The organism is Methylocaldum sp. GT1BB, from assembly GCF_051027545.1.
In the GTDB taxonomy this organism is placed as follows: Bacteria; Pseudomonadota; Gammaproteobacteria; order Methylococcales; family Methylococcaceae; genus Methylocaldum.
Map to the genome: position 1 here is coordinate 3325389 of NZ_CP194902.1, position 20817 is coordinate 3346205.

Genomic DNA, 20817 nt, shown 5'->3' on the forward strand with positions numbered 1-20817 from the left:
AGAAAGCTCGAACCGCGCTAATCGGTTCCGCCCCGGAATTTATCGTTCGACAACTCGCCGCTTGTCATGAAATCCGGTTCTCCATCGGCTCGAAATTGCTGTAGATCGGCCTGCATCGCGCACTTGGCCGGGCGCGCCGCGAGTTCCTGACGCAAATCTTGACCGCTCGGCGAGATGCTCTCCCGCCGGGGCAGCGGATACCCCAATGCACGTGAGTCGGAATGTCGTTTTTTGATTTTCGCTCTTAGCAATTGAATCGGTTTGTCGATCAACGCGATCAAGCCCAATGAAATGACAAACAGCAGGATGATCGAAGCCGATACGCTGATCAGTCCGTTTAAGGAGAACTCATGCAGCGGTTTCGAAAAGAGAAAATAGGAGGCGACCAGGCCGACTTGCCAATGCAACAAATAAAATGGGTATGAAAGATCACCGAGTAGCTTGTCGACAAACTTGTTCACGACTCCCAAAGTCCTGCCGTTGATGATGTTCAGATAGAGAAGAAAACAGACCAACAAATTGATATAAAAAGCGATGTCGCCGATAGAGGCGCTATCGCCGTTCAGCTTAGTGAGAGCAACTGAAAACGCGGCATTGATCAGGAGTATCGATAAATAAAAGTCGGACGACGGAGAATAGGTTTTGAAAAAGTTCGTTATGACGCCGTGTTTCGATAGAAAATAAAGAGCGGCTCCGATCGAGAATGGCAAGGACGCTGCGGGAATCGGGAAATAACGGTCGGCATCCGGCCAATTCATCTGATAAGAAACGGCAAAATAAGCGACGGATACCAGAAACCAGACGAGTGTTCTTGCCGCGGTTTTGGCGATCCCCATGCAAATGGTCGCGTAAAAAAACAACTCGACCGTTATCGCCCAGGTCGGAGGAACCAGGCGAGGATTGACGTCCACAGGGTACCAACCCGGAAATATCATCAAAAGATTAAATATATAGTCCGTAAGTTCGGTAGGGCGGTAAATGGAATGATGATAAGTTTTTGTCAGCTCCTCTCCGAGCCAAGCGATCAGGAAGATGGAAAAAAGACAGGAAAACCAATATTGAGGATAAAGCCGCAAAAATCGATTCAAGGCGAAAGAGAGTCGGCCACGCAACGAAAAGCCATAGCTCTCGTGCATGACCAGATTCATCAGATATCCGCTCATCATATAGAACCCGAATACCGCGAAGGGTCCTATCAGAACAGGCAGAAACAGATGATGGAAAACCACCATCAATGCCAGAACGAATCTAACTGATCCGAACATCGCCGTTCAGCCATCGGAGCGCATTATCGATAAGTTTTTCTCGGTCGATGGCGCGTGAGAACGTATGATCGGCGTCGGGCTCGTCGATTCGGGTTAGATCGAGATTATTCAATATGGCCTGCCAACGCTCGGAAAGGTTTACGAGTTCGTCGAATTCCTTGCCTATCAGGCTGTACCCGCTCATAAACAGCAAAACCTTGCCGTTAAAACGCGCCAATCCTTCACGCATTTTTTCCTGATAGGTTTCCAGATCGTCGAAATCCCGGTCTTTGATCCGGTTCGAATTCTTCTCGGCTTGCATCGACGTTCGCCATAGATCCAGGAGCGAGCTCAAAGCGGTCAGCGGATTGAATCGGAATGTAGCCAATTTGAGCCAAAAGCTCTTTTGCATGATCCGCATGAGATAGTAGTGTTTGATGTAGGTTCGGGCCTGTGTGGCTTCGTTGCGCACCCAGGGATTCTGCATGATGAGCCGCTTAACGCGGCTGTCTTGCCAGGCGTACATCATTACCGCCGAGGCGGCATTACACTCAGCCCATAAGACTATGTCATCTATGTTCGGGACTTGCTGCTGCAGCTGATCGATTGCGCTGCGTATATCATCGTCTATATGCTCAAAGCCTTTAAATTCGCCGCCGCTGTCACCAAAGCCGCGATAATCGAATCGCAATACGGGATAGCCGTCCTCCGCTAATCGCCGACTCCAAAGAATAAGTTGCCGGGCACAGCCGACCCGGTATTGGGGGCCGCCGGCTACCACTACGACGACCGCCGTATTTTTGCTGTTTGACGGTTTGTGCAAAATGCCGATTTGCGGCGAGCCGTGACAATTAATGATTAAAGGGATTTCTTCGGGACTCATAGGCCTACAATCGGTCAGTTGCGAAACAATTCGGTGGTTTTGTCGATTAACTCTGGAGTTAGCTCACGTTCGTGCAACTGCCAGAAGAAAGGGCCGGAATAGGTATGGGGCCGAACGCGTATGCCCTTTTCGAGCCAAGCAGCGATGGCTTTTTCGCTGGCGGGCGACAGTGTTTGCCCGTCTTCGACAACCGCCTCGAACCAATCGATTTGTAGAGCGGGGTTTAGCGTGTCGTAATTCGACAGCTTTTTCTCATCTATGGCGCTGACCAATTGCGGCGTTAGTTCATAACCAGCAACTTCCAGATTGTGACCTTGCCGTAAATGCTCTCGCATTTGTTTAGTGGTCTCTTTCGGCTCGCCTCTATCCATCAGCATGGCCAAACGGATACGAAAAAATTGCGTTAATAGGACCGAGCCATCCAACACCGGTTGCCAGAGGAGCAATCGGATGAATCTGTCCGGCTGTTGGCACGCCAATTCCGTGGCGAGCAATGCACCCAGGCGAAGTCCCCACAAGCCGATATTGCTATATCCCTGATCCGCCAGCCAGGAGTAGGCGGTATCGGCGTCATCTTTCCACTGCTGCCAATCGGTCTGCGAAAAATCGCCTTGGCTATCGCCGGTGCCGTAATAGTCGATCAGCAGGCTGCCGACGCCTAGAGCAGCGAGCTTTCTGGCTTGCAGCGCCACCATGACGCGGCAGCGATTCAACTCTTCGGCGAATGAGGGTAAAAAAAGCAATACCGGCGCTTGTTTGTTTCGGGGCGGTGCAAACAGGCAAAAAATGTTTCCTCGAGTGCCGGATAAGTAAAAGGGTTGCAAGCTAATATCTAGAGCTTGATGAGCATTCATAGCTTGCTCTCGACAAACGACATCAATGAACCTAACGTAGCAAAGACATCGGCACTGATTTCGTCGTCATCGATTGTGCAGCCCACGCTTTCTTCTATAGCGGTAATAATATTAACGACACCCATCGAATCCAGTTCCGGTAAATCGCCTAACAATGCAGTTTCGGGCGTAAATCGATTAACGGAATCACCCAATTGCAAATGTTGTTTCAGTATGTCTTTTACCAGTTTTTCAACGTTCACGTATTTGTACTCACCAGGTTAATTGTTTTGAAATTATTCCATTCGGCATTCAAGCGAACATGAATCGTAGGGTAGGTTAGCCCCTCGGCTCCGCTCGCGACAGGCTCCGCGTAACCCGCCGATTGAAGGTTGCTCGGTGGGTTACGGCGCACGCGAAGCACAGTGATCGGCGGTCGATCAGTGCTGATGTACGCCTAACCCACCATCGATGGGTTTCGCTTCGCTCCACCCATCCTACAAAATGAATGCCGGATTGAAAGCGATTTGGAATAAGCTTTTTCTCATCGCACTGCGGGATGTCCGGAAATATCCTCGACGGTCCAGTCGGCTGGCACAAAAATATCTGCTGTCGTTCGTTTTCACCAGACTGCCTATGTTGCCGCCGGTGAATGACGGTTCGAGGCGTCCGTAACATCCAAAGGTTTCGTACTTAGCCCGGCCTGATCGGTTTACGCACGAATGAGCCGCTTCTGCCGGGTGTCGAGACGGTCGATTCGGATATAGTCGCTTGGGAATTTTCGGTCATGTCGGTATTCGTGGCGTATCTCCGCACCACATAGCCGGACATCACGACGATAGAGATCAAGGCATAATACAGATCGAAGTATGCCATTCCCAGAAATGCTCCCGAGACTGCGTATCCAACCAAACTCACCTGAATCATGCGCATTAAATCGGCAAGCGGCTTTAACTCGGGGTAATGGTTGGCTTCCTTGGCAATACGGGCCGCGCTCCGCCAGGTAAAGAGAGCGAGGGTGAGATAAATAGCTAAACCGATAAAACCGTGTTCCCCGAGTATTTCGAAATAAATACTGTGGGCATCATGGTAATCGTCCGGATTGGGAGCATAAATCTTGAACAGATAAGGATCGAATGTTTCGAAGCCCCCGCCCAATAACCGGCTCATGGCCAAATTTATCGCAAATCCCCAGGCATTGATGCGCCCCATGGCGGATCCATCCTGGTCGTAGCTTTTGATGGTCCCCATGCGCTCATGCCAGGAATCGGGCATGAACATATAGAGGGTCAAGCCGCCGAAGATCGCCAGTATGGAGTAAGCGAAACGGTTTTTCCCTTTCATGACGAGAAAGGTTCCCATGGCGACGAGACCCAGCAACGCGCCGCGGGACTGAGTTCCGAGTACTGCCACAACGCACAATATCATGGCCGCCAAGCAGCCATTCTTGAGCCAGATCGGCTTGCTGTGCATTTGCAAATATCGGATCAACGGGATGGTCATGATCAAGGCCAGACCGATCTCGTTGTTGCCGCCGATAACGGTTCCGTCAGGCCCCCAGACATGATAGCTTCCTGCGGTCAAAATCGTGAATATGCCTCCTTTCACGCCATAAAAACCCAGCGATGCCGCAATCGTTGCAACCAGCAGATAGATCCGGCGCTGGTCCTTTATGACCATCATCGTCAGGAAGGTAATAAGCTGAATTTTCCATATTTTGTTCCACTGTTCCCAGGCTCCTTCCGGATTCAAGGCGAAAATCGTGGTGATCAGCATCCAGAGGATGAAGATGGCGAGCATTGTCGTTTCCCGAGTCCACGGTATTTTTTTATCCTCTTTGCTGATCAATAGTGACAACAGCAACGATAGAGCAATTATCAAAGAAAATGGCATGCTTCTCGCGAAGCCCCAACAGGCGCGATGGGCATTCATGTAAGCGAGCCACGACCACATCAGAATGCCGATGGCCGGTGATCGGAAGATGAAAGGAACACTTCCGAAAACGATCAGAGTGACTATCAAATCACGCATGGAATACTCATATCGACAGGTTTGCGGGGCCGGGGCTATACCATCGTCCGATCCGTTTTTCGGTGAAAGCCACGAGCTTATTCCGGAGCCTGTTTAGGCCAACACTTCAGCGGCATCAGGATGATTCAGAAACAAATTCGGACTCGCCGTATATCCGTAGGCGCCGGATTGATAAACGGCCACCAAATCGCCGATATCGGCCCGTGCCAGATCCATTCGATCAGCGAGAATGTCGAGGGGGGTGCAGAGCGGGCCGACCACGCTGGCCTCTTCGCGCCCCTTGCCTTGGACTTTGTTTCCGATCACCACCGGATAATTCTTCCGAATGACTTGACCGAAGTTTCCGGACGCGGCGAGGTGATGGTGCAGCCCGCCATCGGTCACCAGGAAGACTTGGCCGCGGGACATTTTTCGATCAACCACTCGGCAAACGTACAAACCGGCTTCGCCGACGATATAACGGCCCAGTTCGATGACGACCGTAGCATTCGGAAGATGCGGCCGAATTTCCTCGAGACGTTCCGTCAGTTGCTCGCCGATCGGACGGATATCGAGAGGTTGCTCGCCCGGGAAATACGGAATGCCGAAGCCGCCGCCGATGTTCAAAAGTCGAATCGGCGAAGGGCAGTGATCCGCCAAACGCAGGGCAAGCTCGATACTTTTCTGCTGGGCTTCGATAATGGCTTCCGCCCGCAAATTCTGGGAGCCGCTGAAAATATGGAAGCCCTGGAAATCCAGTTGGTATTTGCCTACACGCCGCAACAGTTCGGGCACCAGTTCCTCGTCCACGCCGAACTGCTTGGGTCCTCCGCCCATTTTCATGCCCGAGGATTTGAGCTCGAACGCCGGGTTGATGCGAATCGCGACTCTTGCCGGATGACCCAGGCGCTCCGACTGTCGGGCGATGACATCCAGTTCGTGAGCGGATTCGACGTTGATCAAGATTCCGGCCGCGATCGCACAGGACAGTTCTTCGGCGCGCTTGCCGGGACCGGCCATGCTGATGTGCTCGGGAGGCATGGGGGTGTCGAGCGCGACTTTCATTTCGCCTGCGGAAGCCACGTCGAGGCCATCCACTAATCCCGCCAGGTGCTGGACGACCGCCGGCATAGGGTTGGCCTTGATCGCATAGTGCAGGTGGATTTCCTTGGGGAGGTGCCTACGGAGGTGTTCGATGCGCTCCGTGATGAGCCGTCGGTCGTAGACGTAAAACGGCGTTCGTCCGACGCGCTCGGCCAGCCGGGTCAATTTCATGCCGCCGACGATCAGACAATCATCTTCGATCGGAAACTGAGTCAGAGCGGCGTGACGGGGAGATTCCTTATTCATGGGCACCCTCTTCGTAGAGGCGGGCGAATTGCGCCGCGAGTTGTTTTCGATCGATTTTGCCGTTCGGATTCCGCGGCAAGCTGTGCAGAAGCTGAATCGACGCCGGTACCATGAAGTTCGGCAACCGCTGGCGACAAACCTCGATCAAGTTATCGGTCGGCGTTTCGGCCTGGCTGGTGGAGATGACCGCAACGATCGCTTGGCCCAAGATCGGGTGGGGCACGCCGACGACGGCGGCTTCCGAGACCAGCCCGGTCGAATAAATGACCTCCTCGACTTCGGTCGGGCTGACCCGGTAGCCCGAGGTCTTGATCATATCGTCCTTGCGCCCGACGAAATAAAGATAGCCTTCCTCGTCCATGGTCACGGTATCGCCGGACCACACGGCAATTTCCGGTATCGGTAATTCATGAGGGCGGCCTGGCGCGGGTCGGAAACGTTCGGCGGTTTTTTCGGGGTCGTTCCAATAGCCCAAAGCGACGAGAGATCCTCTGTGCACCAATTCTCCGGGCTCGTGCGGCGCGCAGGGCGTGCCGTCCTCGCGTACGACGACGATTTCGGCGTTCGGAATGGCCTTTCCCATCGAGTCCGGCCGGAGATCGATCTGGTCGGGCGGAAGGTAAGTGGACCGGAACGCCTCGGTCAGACCGTACATCAGAAAGAATCTGGCGCTAGGCGCGTTATCCCGGATGCGCTCCAACGTCGCCTTCGGCATTTTTCCGCCGGAGTTGGTCATGTAGCGCAGATGTTCGTCGATGCTTGCCGGCCATTGGAGTTGAGCCAACTGCGCCCACAGCGGCGGAACGGCCGCGAGTCCGGTAATGCGATAACGCGTTAGGGCATTGACGACATCCTTGGGCAAGAGGTAATCCATCAACACACAGCAGGCGCCTTTGAGCAGGGCCGTCGTCAGTTGGTTCAGCCCGTAATCGAAGCTGAAAGGCAGAACGGCGAGGATGCGGTCCTCGGGGACGATCTCCAAATACTGAGCGACGCTCTTGGCGCCGGTAACGATATTCCGATGGGAAAGCACGACCCCTTTGGGTTTGCCGGTACTGCCGGAGGTATACAAGATGGCGGCCATATCCGTATCGATGATGACCGGGTTGGCCGGCTTTGCGGCGGATGGTGCCAGTCGTGACAAATCCGCCCAGCTTAAGACCCGAACCCCGGCGATCGCGGGCAGTTCTTCGGTCGAATCGGTGACGATGACCGTGTGCAGATCGGTGCACGCTGCGAGTACGCCCATCAAGCCGTTGAGGCGGCTTTGAGACGTGATCAGAACCCTGACATTGCAGTCCTGAAGAATATAGGCGACCTGCTCGGCCTTAAGCACGGGATTAACGGGTACGAATACTCCGCCGGCCTGCGAGACGGCCAAATAGCTGACAACCGTTTCGACTTGCTTGGGCAGATAGACCGCGACGCGCTGCTGGCGTAAAAGGCCGACTGCCGATAATGCGTGAGCCTGCTTCGATACCGAGACGGATAGCTCACTGAACGTGAGGCTCGCCTCCTTGTGGCGGATTGCAGGGTTGGAAGGTGTTATCTCTGCGGTTCTTGCCAATAAATCATGAACTAATACAGGCATGGCTTATTTTTCGTGATTAGTTGATTTTGCAGGCATAATGCCGTCGGTAGGGCGTGGAAAATATCCGGAGCCGGTTGCTAGAAATGGCTCCGCATAATTATTGATCATCATTTCGGTATCGGTAAGTCTGCTACGAATCGTGAACGCGCGTAATCCCGTTGCTCTGGTGCAGAAAACAAGTCAGGTGGACGTCGATCAGGCAAAAATCGCGTAGTTTTCCCATTAAGCACGTCACCCCGGCAGGGAATGCCGGGGTCCAGAAGCCATGGATGGCAGAGACCTATCACTTCCTTGTGTACTGGATTCCGGCAATCCCTGCCGGAATGACGGCTTAACTTAACGGCATTGCCCGAAGTATTCCGGGACATGAATGCGCATGTCCGCTTTTTCTGCCTTAAAGTAAGCGCGGCATGAATCGGAGCCGAGGACGGGTACGGCGAATCCAATCAGCGCACTCCGTCGGCGTTATTTGTACAGGAAGGCTTCCAGCCGCGCACGGCGGGCTCGGGTCGCCCGCCACCTCTTTGTCAATCGCTATCCGAGAGGACCGTGCTACGGACAAGAAGGGGAGCTTACAACAGTGCCCACGATTTCTTCGCCCGAGCTTGCGTTGCAGAAACTGTAACTGTTGCCGCCGTTGCCATAAACACGATAGTCATAGGTACCGCCGCTGCCATAGTCGTAACGGACAACCGCGTTTGCTCCAGTGCCCGAGATACTCCAAGTGCCGACTGTTTCGGACGGGTCCACCGGGTCGGAAGGGCCATTCTTGTAATCCACGAGCGTACCGCTACCTGTACCCTGGTGCTGCTCCTGCCATCGCTCGGCGCCTCGGGTCGCGCAGACCGTCATGCCTGATAACGCCGTTGAAAGCTGGATTTGGTTGAGATTAGGGCCGGTACACGCTGCCATCGCCTCGCCTGCGATGCTGACGAACACGATCACGCCCCGAATGACGATTGATTTCATGGTTTTATCCCCCGGTGAATTGACGCGCAAGCGGTCGTAACTATAGCGGATGAGCCCGGCAAGCTCTATCGATATCTGTAGGAGTCTCCGAAAAAACTCTGCTCTTTCGCCGGGGACCGCTAGCGCACTTTCTGCTTCGCTCAGGACAGGCTTATTCCAAATCGCTTTCAATCCGGCATTCATTTTGTAGGATGGGTAGAGCGAAGCGAAACCCATCGATGGTGGGTTACGCTCCGCTAACCCACCCTACATAATGTCTACTCGAATGCCGAATGGAATTATTCCGGCCTACAAGCGGAGATCGGCAAGCCTGTGCCGACGATCCCGTTTGCCGATCCGTGACGTTCGGGAAGGAGCGAGACTAAAGCGGCCGTTTGCGATGGAAGCAGGGGATTTCAGTTACGGGACTACATCCTGCAAGAATCGCCGCACAGGTCTCCCGGCTTGATTGGCACGCGTCAGCAAGCCGGCACCGAACGCCCCTAGATAGAACAGCATGGATAGCCGTGGGGTATCCATCGTGCTGCCGAGGAGACCCACCGTAAGAAACGCCAGCAGCGCGCCGGGCAGGATCGCCGCATCTAAATCCCCTCTTGCCAGGGCCGGTCCGCAAGTTTTTCCGACGCCGAGCAACAGCAGCGCCAAAGCCGCCAGTCCCAACAAGCCTTGGGAAAAATACATCTCCACGGCTTGCTGGTGGATATGCCAGGCCAAGTCCTGATCGGCGACGAACAGCCAGCGGGCGACTCCGTCGCTGAAATCGCCGTTAGCCACCAGTTCGTGTCCTTTCTCGGTCATGAGACTTATGTCGTCCACGTCAAGCGGGGTATCGGAACTCTTGTTGTGCAGCGACAGTTTTACCGGCCGGTAAGGCCAGTTGCCGCTCCCGCCGAGTTTTCCGGGACTCACCTCGACGGTGACCGTTTGCCAGTTGCTTTCGGACGACTCCGGCCGCAGTTCGGGCAAGATACAGTCGAATGAGTAAAGCAGCGCCTTTTCGCAGAGGGGAACACTGAGGAAGCCGCCGCCGGAAGCCTGCCGAATCCGGGCGGAAAGTATGTAATGTTCGCCGGGGGCGACGTCGACGATCTGATCGAGAAAAACCGGCTCGCCGGCACCGAGGCGTAGATAAGGGTTGTCGCCGTCGCGCATGACGGTATAGGTGCCCGGTGCTTTGGCAGTTTCGGCGCCCAATGCGTAGAGAACGGGATATTGCCCGAAACCCATTCCAATGAGTGCTGCCATCGGTCCGTCATCCATTAAACCTAGAGCACGCTTCCAGTGCGCTTCCCGAATGGAGAGATCCTCCGAGATGCGTGCCAGCCGGGATTGTGCGAATCCGCCGGAAAGCACGGGAACGGCGGCGGCAACCGAGGCCGTCAAAAGTCCCGCGAGTGCCAGCCAGCGATGGATCGGAAATTCTTTCCGCTGCCTCAGCATGCTGAACAGTACCGGCACCAGGCCAGCAATGAGGGCGGCGTATCCGCCGCGCGAAAAGGTCACCAGCATGGCATAGCTGACGCCCATGGCGGATGCGACGCCGAATAGCTTCAGCATCCGGTTGGACGTTGCGAGTACCGAAACCACCAGCGCCGGAAAGGCGAAAGCGATGAAGGCCTCGATGTAGGCGCCTCCGGTGTGCATGCTGGCGAAGGTTCCGGTTACGCGAAACACGTTTTCGAAGTCTCCCAGCCCAACGTAGACATGGCGTTCCCACAAAACCGCCAACGTCACTATGGCTAGGCCGGCGACCAAGCCGTTTCCCATCTGGCGAAGGGCCGCTCCGCTGTTTTCCGGAGGGATGCGTCGTGTGAGGGGTACGAATAGCAGCGCCCACAAGAGTCCCTTGCCGACCATCCAGGCTTCCAGCGGTGAATGAGAGCTGTCGGAGAAATTTCCTTCATTTCCCCAAAGCGGCCACAAGCCGCGCGCGCCGGCAAGCAATCCGCTTACCCACAGCAGCGCGACCGCCCATGACAAACTTCGATTCGGCCAGGGCCGAGGCTTTATCCGGTAAATCCGCAGATAGGTTACGGCGAGTGTGACGAGGACGACCAGGTCGAATTCGTCCAGCGTCAATCGGCCGGTCCAGGGACTCAAGTCGAGCGCGGGCAGGAGAGCCGGAACGGCGAAAAGCCATCCGCTGGGATACCGCCACAACAAGGCCGCGTAGCCCGCCAATGCCGCGATCAGCCATGGCGTGCCGACGGAATAGGACAATATGCCGACCAGAGCGAGCAGCGCCGCGGCGAAAGCGATCAGCACGCCGAAAGGATGTGGCGTGCCGTAGACCTCGGGATGCGTTGGCGGAGGATGTGCCGGAGGGAACTCTCGATCATGGGTTGTGCTCGGCTGTATCGGCTCGTCACGCTTGCCGGTCAGTACGACTCCGACCCAACGCGCCAGCGCGTAGGTGACCGCGGCACTTGCTGCGGCGATCAGCAGATTGGTGAAATCCGGGTGCTTGGGTGGAACGAAGAGCTTGCCGAATTCGATGGGGAACGCCAGCGCGGCGGCGAAAAACGCCACTTGCAGCATGCTGGGGGTTTTCTCCCCTAGGCTTCGAGTCCGTAAAGCCCACCCGGCGAGACCGATCGGGGCGTACATGGCGGCCTGGGCGAGCACGCTCACCAGGGCGGCCTGTTCGGTAGTGAAATAATGATAATAAAAAGGCATGATCCGGATGCCCGCGAGGCGCGCCATAGCATCGGCAAACGGCAGCCAGGCGGTCGAGAACCAGCCGCCGAGCGCCAGCAGCGCCAGGATATACGGCAACGCGGCGAAGGGTATCGTGGTCTTGATAATCCAGGCCAGGGGCGAGGGGCCATGCCGAAGCAGGATTCGGCCTATCGCGGCACCCGCCACCAGTCCCGCTCCGCGCCATAGTACCGAAAGCCCTTGGCTCACGCCCGACGCGAGCAGCAATTGAAAGGGTTCAAGGATCAGACTCAGCATCGCTCCGATCAAGAAGATGCGGCGGTAACCCATTCCCGGAGCGGCGAGAGCGATGAAGACGCCGAGCGGCGCAATCGCGACAATTTCACTCGCTTGACGCGCCGTGCACCGCAGCCAGCCGTTGCAGCTTCCCGCGATCAGCCACCCCCAATTGTCCGAGCTCAACTTCCATGCAAGTTCTTGGGTTGAGACAACGAAGTCGTAGGGAAACAGGGACAGCAGGAGATACAGAATCAGGTAGGCGATCATCGCTGCATATACCGATGCGCGTCCGCCTTCCGCGAACGCATCCAACAGCCGCGCGATGCGCCATCGTCCCAAGACGAAGAGGGCGATTCCGCCGGCCGAGCCGAGCGTCTCGGCCAAAAGATCGTTCAGCGAGACTGTGCGGGGAGCGAAGAATATCTGGGTGAACTCCACCGCGACCGCGACCGCGAGGCAGAACACGAAGATCGACAGCGCCGTCAGGTGACGCAGTGCCCCGGTCGACCGTATGCCGACGCCCCATGCGCAGCCCAGGAACGACAACGGCACATAGAGCACGATGTTGGCCACCCAGTCGGCCCTCGATTCGATACCCAGGTCCAGATACTGAATGGCGGAGAACTGTTTGACTGCCTCATCGAACGTGTAGGCGCGATACTCGAAAGGCACCAGGCTTCCGTACACAACGAAAACCAGGTAGACCAGGAACGCGAAGAAGGCGTGGCGACGGTCGGCTGTGGGCATGCTCATCGGTCGGATATCAAGCTCGTCAGGTGCTGGAGAAAGGCCGGTGGTAATATTCGGGCAGCAACAGGGGAAACCGTACGCCGCATTTCGTTTTTGTTCAATCGCGATGCGGTCTTTTTCGATTTGCTGACTGTATCAGTGAAAAGCTGCGCCGGTAAGAATCCTTATTCCATGCGACATGCAAGTGAACATTAATCGTAGGGTGGGTTAGCGGAGCGTAACCCACCAATTCGAGGCCGCGCGGCCTAACCCACCATCGATGGGTTTCGCTTCGCTCTACCCATCCTACAAAATGAATGCCTTATCGAAGGCGATTTGGAGTTACTGCGCGTTTTTCGGCGCGGATCGGCCTATGCGAAATTTCGTACAGAGCCCATTGGATCGGAATCGATATGAAAAACACCCAAAAAACCTGGACGCCGCAACGCCTGGCTGAATGGGAGCAAACCCGAGCGCGCGGGAAACGCCGCTTCGTTTGGACTCATGGCGTGCTGCAATGGGGCGGGTTCATGTTTGTCTTTTCTACCGTGGTGTATCAACACCAGGTGTTCGGCGATATCTTCAGCACCCAGGGCAATCTTCCGTTTCGTCTGATGCTGGGCGCCCTGGTTTGGACCTTCGTGGGTTATCTCTACGGCCGGTCGAAGTGGCAGCGCAACGAGCGGGAATATGCGGAACAGACGAAGTCGCGGAACAAGGGGACGTTCGTTTCCTGAATTTCACTCGGGCTTGCCGAGGGCCCGTGGTGGGGTGGGGTGGGTGCGCCCGGACCATCCGCGCAACCCAGCAAGCCAGGCGTGCGCCGTAACCCATCAAAGCGAGCGGCAAGGCCACCGAGCGTTGCTTTCGTGGGTTACGGCGCACTTGAAGCGCAGTGATCAACGGCCGGGCGGTGCGGGAGTGCGCGTAATTCCATTCGGCATTCGAGTGAACACTCATCGTAGGGTGGGTTAGCGGAGCGTAACCCACCGATTCGAGGTCGCTCGGTGGGTTACGGCCTCGCGGCCTAACCCACCCTACGAAATCCCGGTTTCCTGAGCCCGCCGAAAAGAGCCGTGTCGCTAGGCAGTACGCATTGCGTATCGTTTCAAACTCTGCGCAGAGATTAATCAAAACTTGCATAGCCGCCCCCCATGCCCTGCGGTTTCCGCATCCAGCAAATAATTGGGGCCGGCCGGTTTGCAGCCGCCTTCCACCGGATCGTCCGCGAGCAGCATCGGCGTATCCAGGTCGACCCATTGAAAGCCGCCGAGTCCCGCCGCGAAATGCGCGCTGAAGCCCATGGCCAACCGAGTTTCGACCATGCCGCCGATCATGAGGTCCAGCCCGCCGGCGCGGGCGATGGCGGCGATTTCGAGCGCCCGGACCACGCCGCACTTGACCAGCTTGATGTTGATCACCTGGGCCAGGCGGTCCCGTACGATTCGCAGAGCATCCTCTGGCGTCCTGCAGGATTCGTCGGCGGCCACCGGTACGCCGGCTTCGCGGGCAAGCTTTGCGAGACCGTCCCAATCCTCTCGCGCGACGGGCTGTTCGAGCAGCGCGGGCTCGATGCCGGCGAGGCGAAGTTCCCTTAGCAGGGCGAAGACTTCGTCGGACGAATAGCCGGCATTGGCATCGAGAATCAAACGGCTGCTCGGATGCCCGCGCCTGATGGCCAGGAGCCGGCCGATATCGTCGGAGCGATCGAGGCCGATCTTGACCTTGAGGATTTCGAAACCTTCGCCGCGGTATTGCCGGGCCAGAATTTCCGCGTCCTCGGCGGCGCAAATGGGTATGGTGATGTCGGTGGCGAGCCGGTTTTGAAACCCGCCGAAAAACCGGAGCAGCGGAATTCCGCAATGGCGCGCCAAGGCATCGATTAGCGCCATCTCGATGCCGGCCCGGACCGACGGGAAGTTCGGGACACGTTCGAGGAGTTCCGCCGAGATCCGCCGCCATTCCCCGGCGTGTCGTCCTCTCAAGCGGCCGGCCTCCTGTTTCAGCGTGTCCAGCGCGATCGCCTGATCCTCGGCCGTCACCGGCGGCAAGGTCGAGGTCTCGCCCCATCCTTCCGATCCATCCGCGAGCGTGACTTGCACCGCGACGTTGCGGACGCGATCGAGTCTCGACGAGGCGATGGTGAACGGTGCGATCAGGGGCACGTCGAGTTTGTGGATATCGACTCGTCTGATTTCGAGGTCTTTGTTCATGGCGTCGTTCGCTGCCTATGTTCGCATTGGGGGCATTATAGGCAGGACTTAGGAAGAATCGCCGTCAAAAGCGCCCCGTCGGACCCGATATGTCGGCAAGGGATTGCCGACCTACGAATTTCTGCCTCGTGTCGAGCCATTATAGGTCAGTAGGTCGGCAACCCCTTGCCGACACACCGGTTTGCCTCTGGATCGATCGGGACGCTTCCGGGTCTCAATTCGTTCAAAAGCTGACCGATGCCGTGACCCGTACCTGCCGCGGCATGACCGGATGTTTGAGAACGCCGTCGACCCCCTCGGGCGGTTCGCCCGGAAGTCGCGAGGTGTAGTAGTAGGCGATATCGTTGCTTTTCGAATCGAACAGGTTGAAGACGTCCACGGCAAGTTTCAGTTGCCGGTATTGATAGCCCGCGCCGAGATTGACCAGGGTCGTGTCGCCCGCGTCGACGCTGCCGTCCTCCGTGAGCGGCACGTGACCGAAGTGGCGCAGCCTCACCGTGGCGAAAAAGTTGTAAGGCAGTTCGGCGACCGCACCGGCGCTGATGACCCGACCCACGGAATTGGGAATGTCGTTGGCGCCGCGCGGCGCGTCCCGATAGCTGGCCGAAGTGAAGGCGAAATCGGCGTCCAGGGTCAGCCAGTCGACCGGCTTGTAGAAATTGGTCCACTCGACTCCGTAGCGTTCGCTTTTACCGGTGGGCTCGGTGGTGCCGGCGTCTCCGGCGAACACCAGTTCCGAGTCGGACTCCAGCCACCACACCGCGAGGGTGGTGTTGAGTCCTTTCACGTACTGACTCCGTATGCCGCCTTCGGCGCCCCGTTGCTTGGCCAGCGGCGGCACGCTGCTTTGCGGAAGCGTGGGGTCGGTGGGGTCGGCTCGCGTGGTCACGCCGCGGGCGTCGTTGGAGTGAAAGCCGTAGCCCAGGTTGACGAAGAATTCGGTATCTTGCCAGGGGCCGAAGATCAGACTGAGCTTGGGGCTGACGATGGAAGCGGTCTCGCTGCCGGAATTTTGCGGGATAAGACGGTCGGCCACGTCGAAGAAAAAGGTGTCGCTTCTGAGCCCGGCCACGGTGCGGAATTTCGGTAGCCAGTGGGTCTGGTTGCTGAAGTAGAACGAGAGGCTGGTTTCGTCCACATCGCCCCGGCTGACCGACCCGATGGTGCGGCGCCGTTCGGTACGGTTCAGGATCAGGTCCATGATGGCATCGTGCCGGACCTGGAAACCCAGCGTGTTGTCCATATCCAAGCCGAACCACCGGTTGAACCAGGTCTGCTCTCCGCTGCCGCCCACGATCACGCGTCGTTCCTTCTGGCCGATTTGATCGCCGTGGACGGGGTCGTCGAGAAAACCGGTGAAATTGGAGAACAGGGCGACATCGTAGTAAGCCGCGTACACGTTAAGCTGATTCTTGTACGAATCGCCGCGGCTCCAGAAGTCGCCGGATAGGCTGTAGCGGTCGGTCTTGCCGGCATCGCTGGGGTCCATTGTTCCGTAAAGATCGATTTGCCCGGATTGCACGGCGCGTTCCGGGATCTGATTGGTGGCGTTCCATTGGGCGCGATAGGCCTTGCCGTGCAGCGCCAGTCCCCAATCTTCACGGTCGATGGTATAGCGCAACATGCCGTTGAACTTGTCGAGTTCTTCCGGCCGCTTCCAGGGACCGTCATTGAAGTTGACTTCGGCGGCGTAGAGGAGATCGCCCGTTCCCAGCGCGTTCGAGTTCGCCGCCACGACGCGGTAATAGTCGTATTCGCCGCCGGTGAACTTCACGAATCCTTGCGGTAGTCGGTGCAGGGTGTGCATGCGCGCATAGCCAGCGGAGGAAAAATCGCCCACGTCGGCGTAGTAAGGCCCCTTGCCGTATTCCACCCGGTCCACCAGTTCCGGAATGATGCCGTTCAGATCCAGATAACCCTGCCCGTGAGCGTGGGTGGGCAGGTTCATGGGGACGCCGTCCACGGTGACGCTGAAGTCGGTGCCATGGTCCAGGTTGAAGCCGCGCAGGAAATACTGGTTCGCTTTGCCGGTGCCGCTGTGCTGGGTGGCGAGGGCGCCCGGCACCACTTCCACCAGTTCGCCGACGCGGGACAGCGGGCGGTATTTGAATTCGGGCTGTCCTACCACGCCTTGCGACGCGGAATTGGCGGCCCCCAAAAGATCGGTGGCGCGGCCCTGGACCTCCACGGTATCCAAAACAAGTAGAGAGGATGGATTTTCCTCTTCGGGTTGGGGGTGGGCCAGCACGGGTTCGGCCAGCGTGCCCAGCGCGATACCGAGTCCCCAGCCAACTATTGAATGAATGGAAAAATGGAGTCGGGTTTTCATGGGCTCAGAATAATATTTCAAGAATGACAGCAACCACCGTGCCGAACGGAATCGTTCAGGGACTCAAGAACGGGAATCGTCGGTATGCTGCGAATTCCGACCGCTGAAGCTTCGGCTTCCGTCCCGCGAAACCTAGCCGAGGGATCAAATCTCGATGTAAACAATCCGGTATTTTTCGAGGAGTGCCTGTAAGTGTGTGCGGCCGTCGCGCCGCGTTATGGCGAAGTGTCCAGATGTTTGTGCGGGAGCGGACCCGGTTGTTAATCAGGCCCGTAAATACCCTCCTGGTATTTCGGGCCGCCGCCCAGGCCCGGTACACGCCCGGCCTGGGCTCACGCGGCTTGTCGCCGCGCCGGGGCATCCCTGCCCCGGATTAACCCGGCCTATAAATATAGGCCGGGTTAATAAAGCCGCCTCCTTAAAAAATCATCCATTAGCTTATACATCCCTAGAAGCTGGACGAGGTGATGGGGTGCACCGTACGCGCTATCGTGGAAGAAAACGCGCACAGCTACCCCAATCATCCAATCCTCCCCGAAACCGCTCTAGCGGGATAGTTCGCCCAAAGGCGCCGCGTGCTGCTCCGGCTTCTTGGGCCCCGGCGTATTGCCGAACGGGCCTTCCTTGCCGCATCCCGCCAAGATCAAACCGATCGAAATGACGATCGCCAAGTGCTTGCTCATGTCCATGCTGGTCTCCTATCGCATGCTTCGGGTGTGTGGTTGGCCTGAATAATCGCTAGAGCTTTCCTTCTTTCTTATAGTATTCGACCTCGTCGTTGATCAATTTGACGACTTCTTCCAGCGTCGTAACGGCAGTCGTAGGTTGCCCTCCGTTTTCCAGATCGGCAATCACCGCTTTCAATCGGCTGCTGGAATTCTGCATGGGCATCGTGCTTTTTTCCTTATAAGAAGCCACCGCCAATTTGCGCGCCTGCTTGGCGCTGTCCAAAGCCGCATCCTTGTTGCCCTGCTTGGCCGCGTCCAAAGCCGATTGGCTGGCTTTCTGCACTTCCACCAGATTCGGCGGCGGATCGGCATAACGCCCGCCAGCAATGCTGACGCCCGCGCTCAGGCTGAGAAACAGGGCCAAGATAATACGCATCATCGAATTGCCTCTCATGTAATGCTCCTTGTATCGATACGATTAAAAAATAGCCCGCGACCGCGGTGAATTCTCGGTGGTCCGTAACACCGAAAAAGCGGTCGCGGGCGGCATGAATATCAGAGGGAGAACGTGCCCCGCATTCAGCCGCCATATATAAGGCAAGTTATGTGCCTTGGTATGTCGCTGCGTCAAATGACGATTCAGTGCTGGAGTGGTCTGTATTGACGGTGCTGTCTAAGAATGGCTTGCCGTCTCTGTAACGAACTGAAAATTAAGGTTGTAATGCCGAAATAAAAGACGTATCAGGAAATTCTATTATGGGAAATGACGCATTATCTAATGAAATACTGTTGGATATCACAGGACTATTATGCGCGCCTATCATGCCGCTTATTAGAGCTCTTGCGAGGACTATGCGAAACCCCATAATGTGCTGTGTGAAAAAACATAAATGGTAGGTAAAGGTCGGGCCGAGATGAGAATATTTTTCGAGCGGCATTATGTATATCACTCGAGGCAACAGGTTTTTAATATGTATCAAATATGTTGCAGTAATCGAAAGGAGATGCCAATAAACCTACTTCTATTTGCTGTTATCCGATCCGCGATTTCCCCCAATACCTCTGTCATTTCCCTTATACCTAATACCTAACTCATTTATAACCGATTGTTTTTAAGCCGATATCCTGCTGGCACAGGAATTGATTGGTATTTTGGCGTTTGCGCATCCTGGGTGTGCCGCAATGCCGTTAAGTTAAGGCGAAGGACGTCACCCCGGCAGGGAATGCCGGGGTCCAGAAGCCATGGATGGCAGAGGCGTGTCACTTCCCTGTGCTCTGGATTCCGGCACAAATTCGCAAGGAGCGAATTTGGACGTGCTAAGCACGGTCCGAAGGACGAGCCCCAGGGAAGGGGCGAGCAATCCCTGCCGGAATGACGCCTTAACTTAACGGCATTGGGGTGTGCCGCCCGTTGGAACGTTGGAACCATCATTTTCACGGATATGAATGTGCTTATCATTGACCGATCGAATCCGGCCTTTCGGACGCCGCTGTCCATGGGGATCGTATTGCTCGGCTGTCTCGCGGCCGCGTCGGCCGAGGCGATCGCAGAGCGGCAACTTCTTGTGGCCGTCGCCGGTTTGGCCGAAACGAGGAGCTTGGACCTGGTCGTGGAGCAGGGGACGATACACGGGCTATTGGCTGGACGTTTCGGCGAGCGCAACCGGGTGGCTTACCTGGGGTCGGCGGATGGCGGGAAAACCTGGAGCGAGCCCAGGTTTCTCGACGGGAGCGGAGAGGCCCCCGTGATTTCCCGGCGCGGCAACGATGCCCGCCTGGCTGTGTACGGCCGGCGCATCGTCGCCGTCTGGCAGGCGCGGGGCGAACTGCCGGGCACGGGACCCTTGATCGTCGCCGCTTCGGAGGATGGAGGGCGGACTTGGCGCCGTGGCCAGAATCCGGCTGCGGGCGACCCTCTGAACAATCAGAGCTATCCGGCGCTCACCGTCGGCGGGGATGGACGCTTTCACCTCGTCTGGCTCGACGACCGCGAGGAAAACGGCAACACCCAGGGGCTCCGCTACGCAGCATCTCGGGACGGCCTCAACTGGAGCAGCCGGACTACCCTGGATCCGGCGGTCTGCACCTGCTGCTGGACTCGGATCGGCGCACTTCCGGATCGCAGCGTGGCGGTGCTGTACCGGGACGCCGATCCGCACGACATGCGCCTCCTTCGCGGCCCGTTGAACGGCGGCGGTTGGCTCGATCTCGGACCGGTCGGGATCGCCGGCTGGAATTTCACCGGCTGTCCTCATTGCGGAGGCGGGCTGGCCATAACCGGAACCGGCGGGCAAACCGTATTGCACAGCGTCGCCTGGACCGGGAAGGAGGAATCGCCCGGGCTCTTCTACTCGCGATCCCCCGATCTTGGAAAACACTGGGAGCCGCCTTTTCTGCTGGGCGACGGGCAAAGCCGGGAAAGCGACATTGCAGCGCTGTCCGCGTCCGATCTGGCCATCGTGTTCAGCCGAGCCGGCGCCGAGGGCGCCGCCGTGTACCTGGTCAGGTCCAGGGATGGCGGTAGGCATTGGTCGGTCCCGGTTGCCCTGACGCCGCCGGATGCCAACGCCGATCACCCCCGAATCGTGGCGACGCCCTGGGGGTTCAGGGCGTTTTGGACAATGGCGCGGCCCGGCGGCGGCAAGGCTTTGGCGATGGCCATTCTCTCCCTATGACGATGAACACCCTAAGACGGCACTTATTACTGATTCTGGCAGGATCGGCACTGGCCAGTCCCGAGCTTGCGGCGCACGCGATTCTGGTGAAGGCCGTACCCGACCGTGAAGCGGTCGTTTCCGAAGCTCCCTCGGAGGTGCTGTTGACCTTCAACGAAAGGGTGGGCGACGCATTCCTGGCAGTCGCGGTCATCGACGCCAAGGGCAAGCGGGTGGACAAGCATGATGCCCGGCTGGACTTCACCGACCGTTCGCGGCTGCGGGCATCGGTGGAAAATCTGGCGCCCGGCCGGTACATGGTGCGCTACCGGGTGCTGTCCGCGGACGGTCACGTCGTGAGCGGCAAGTATTTCTTTCAGCTTCAAGCCAAGTAAGGAGGGCTTTCC

At 57.2% G+C, this 20817-nt stretch carries 16 protein-coding genes; 3 read left to right on the forward strand and 13 right to left on the reverse strand.

The annotated features are described in order from the left end of the window. Positions 1-17: 17 nt before the first annotated feature. The 9 genes from ACR2TX_RS16315 to ACR2TX_RS16355 all read right to left on the reverse strand — a co-directional run bounded on the left by ACR2TX_RS16315 (position 18) and on the right by ACR2TX_RS16355 (position 12570). Positions 18-1265 (reverse strand): acyltransferase family protein, encoded by a 1248-nt coding sequence (locus ACR2TX_RS16315; RefSeq protein ID WP_434130142.1) that lies wholly within the window; start codon positions 1263-1265, stop codon positions 18-20. After that, positions 1249-2127: a hydrolase 1, exosortase A system-associated gene (locus ACR2TX_RS16320; RefSeq protein WP_434130144.1), complete on the reverse strand. Its 879-nt coding sequence runs from the start codon at positions 2125-2127 to the stop codon at positions 1249-1251. Before ACR2TX_RS16320 ends, ACR2TX_RS16315 begins: the two co-directional genes overlap by 17 nt. Before the next feature lie 14 nt (positions 2128-2141). Beyond that, positions 2142-2981 (reverse strand): hydrolase 2, exosortase A system-associated, encoded by an 840-nt coding sequence (locus ACR2TX_RS16325; protein WP_434112404.1) that lies wholly within the window; start codon positions 2979-2981, stop codon positions 2142-2144. Beyond that, complete coding sequence (locus tag ACR2TX_RS16330) at positions 2978-3223, reverse strand: acyl carrier protein (protein ID WP_077730104.1); 246 nt, start codon at positions 3221-3223, stop codon at positions 2978-2980. The genes ACR2TX_RS16325 and ACR2TX_RS16330 overlap by 4 nt, the downstream gene beginning before the upstream one ends. A gap of 430 nt (positions 3224-3653) precedes the next feature. After that, on the reverse strand, positions 3654-4991 hold the full coding sequence (locus ACR2TX_RS16335; protein WP_077730106.1) for a putative O-glycosylation ligase, exosortase A system-associated: 1338 nt from the start codon (positions 4989-4991) through the stop codon (positions 3654-3656). A gap of 93 nt (positions 4992-5084) precedes the next feature. Then, positions 5085-6320 (reverse strand): pyridoxal-dependent decarboxylase, exosortase A system-associated, encoded by a 1236-nt coding sequence (locus ACR2TX_RS16340; protein ID WP_156881032.1) that lies wholly within the window; start codon positions 6318-6320, stop codon positions 5085-5087. Beyond that, on the reverse strand, positions 6313-7911 hold the full coding sequence (locus ACR2TX_RS16345) for an acyl-CoA ligase (AMP-forming), exosortase A system-associated (protein ID WP_434130146.1): 1599 nt from the start codon (positions 7909-7911) through the stop codon (positions 6313-6315). The genes ACR2TX_RS16340 and ACR2TX_RS16345 overlap by 8 nt, the downstream gene beginning before the upstream one ends. 552 nt (positions 7912-8463) lie before the next feature. Then, positions 8464-9096 carry a hypothetical protein gene (locus ACR2TX_RS16350; RefSeq protein ID WP_434130148.1) on the reverse strand — a complete coding sequence of 211 codons (633 nt, stop codon included), beginning with the start codon at positions 9094-9096 and terminating at the stop codon, positions 8464-8466. A 183-nt stretch (positions 9097-9279) separates the two neighbouring features. Further along, on the reverse strand, positions 9280-12570 hold the full coding sequence (locus ACR2TX_RS16355) for a VanZ family protein (protein WP_434130150.1): 3291 nt from the start codon (positions 12568-12570) through the stop codon (positions 9280-9282). Between the two features lie 389 nt (positions 12571-12959). On the opposite strand from ACR2TX_RS16355, the gene ACR2TX_RS16360 reads away from it, so the two are divergent. Further along, complete coding sequence (locus tag ACR2TX_RS16360) at positions 12960-13283, forward strand: hypothetical protein (RefSeq protein WP_434130152.1); 324 nt, start codon at positions 12960-12962, stop codon at positions 13281-13283. 393 nt (positions 13284-13676) lie between these two features. On the opposite strand, the gene ACR2TX_RS16365 is transcribed toward ACR2TX_RS16360, so the two are convergent. The 4 genes from ACR2TX_RS16365 to ACR2TX_RS16380 all read right to left on the reverse strand — a co-directional run bounded on the left by ACR2TX_RS16365 (position 13677) and on the right by ACR2TX_RS16380 (position 18210). Then, positions 13677-14759: a dipeptide epimerase gene (locus tag ACR2TX_RS16365; RefSeq protein WP_434130154.1), complete on the reverse strand. Its 1083-nt coding sequence runs from the start codon at positions 14757-14759 to the stop codon at positions 13677-13679. Between the two features lie 223 nt (positions 14760-14982). Next, positions 14983-17088, reverse strand: coding sequence for a TonB-dependent receptor (locus ACR2TX_RS16370; protein WP_434130156.1), 2106 nt, complete (start codon positions 17086-17088; stop codon positions 14983-14985). Between the two features lie 545 nt (positions 17089-17633). Continuing rightward, positions 17634-17771, reverse strand: a complete 138-nt coding sequence (locus ACR2TX_RS16375; protein WP_156881026.1) for a hypothetical protein — start codon at positions 17769-17771, stop codon at positions 17634-17636. A 55-nt stretch (positions 17772-17826) separates the two neighbouring features. Next, positions 17827-18210: a hypothetical protein gene (locus ACR2TX_RS16380; protein WP_077730113.1), complete on the reverse strand. Its 384-nt coding sequence runs from the start codon at positions 18208-18210 to the stop codon at positions 17827-17829. A 994-nt stretch (positions 18211-19204) separates the two neighbouring features. Between ACR2TX_RS16380 and ACR2TX_RS16385 the strand changes: the two genes are divergently transcribed. Together ACR2TX_RS16385 and ACR2TX_RS16390 are read left to right on the forward strand one after the other, a co-directional pair. Then, positions 19205-20431, forward strand: coding sequence for a sialidase family protein (locus ACR2TX_RS16385; protein WP_434130159.1), 1227 nt, complete (start codon positions 19205-19207; stop codon positions 20429-20431). Further along, positions 20428-20805: a copper resistance CopC family protein gene (locus ACR2TX_RS16390; RefSeq protein WP_434130161.1), complete on the forward strand. Its 378-nt coding sequence runs from the start codon at positions 20428-20430 to the stop codon at positions 20803-20805. Before ACR2TX_RS16385 ends, ACR2TX_RS16390 begins: the two co-directional genes overlap by 4 nt. Positions 20806-20817: the final 12 nt, after the last annotated feature.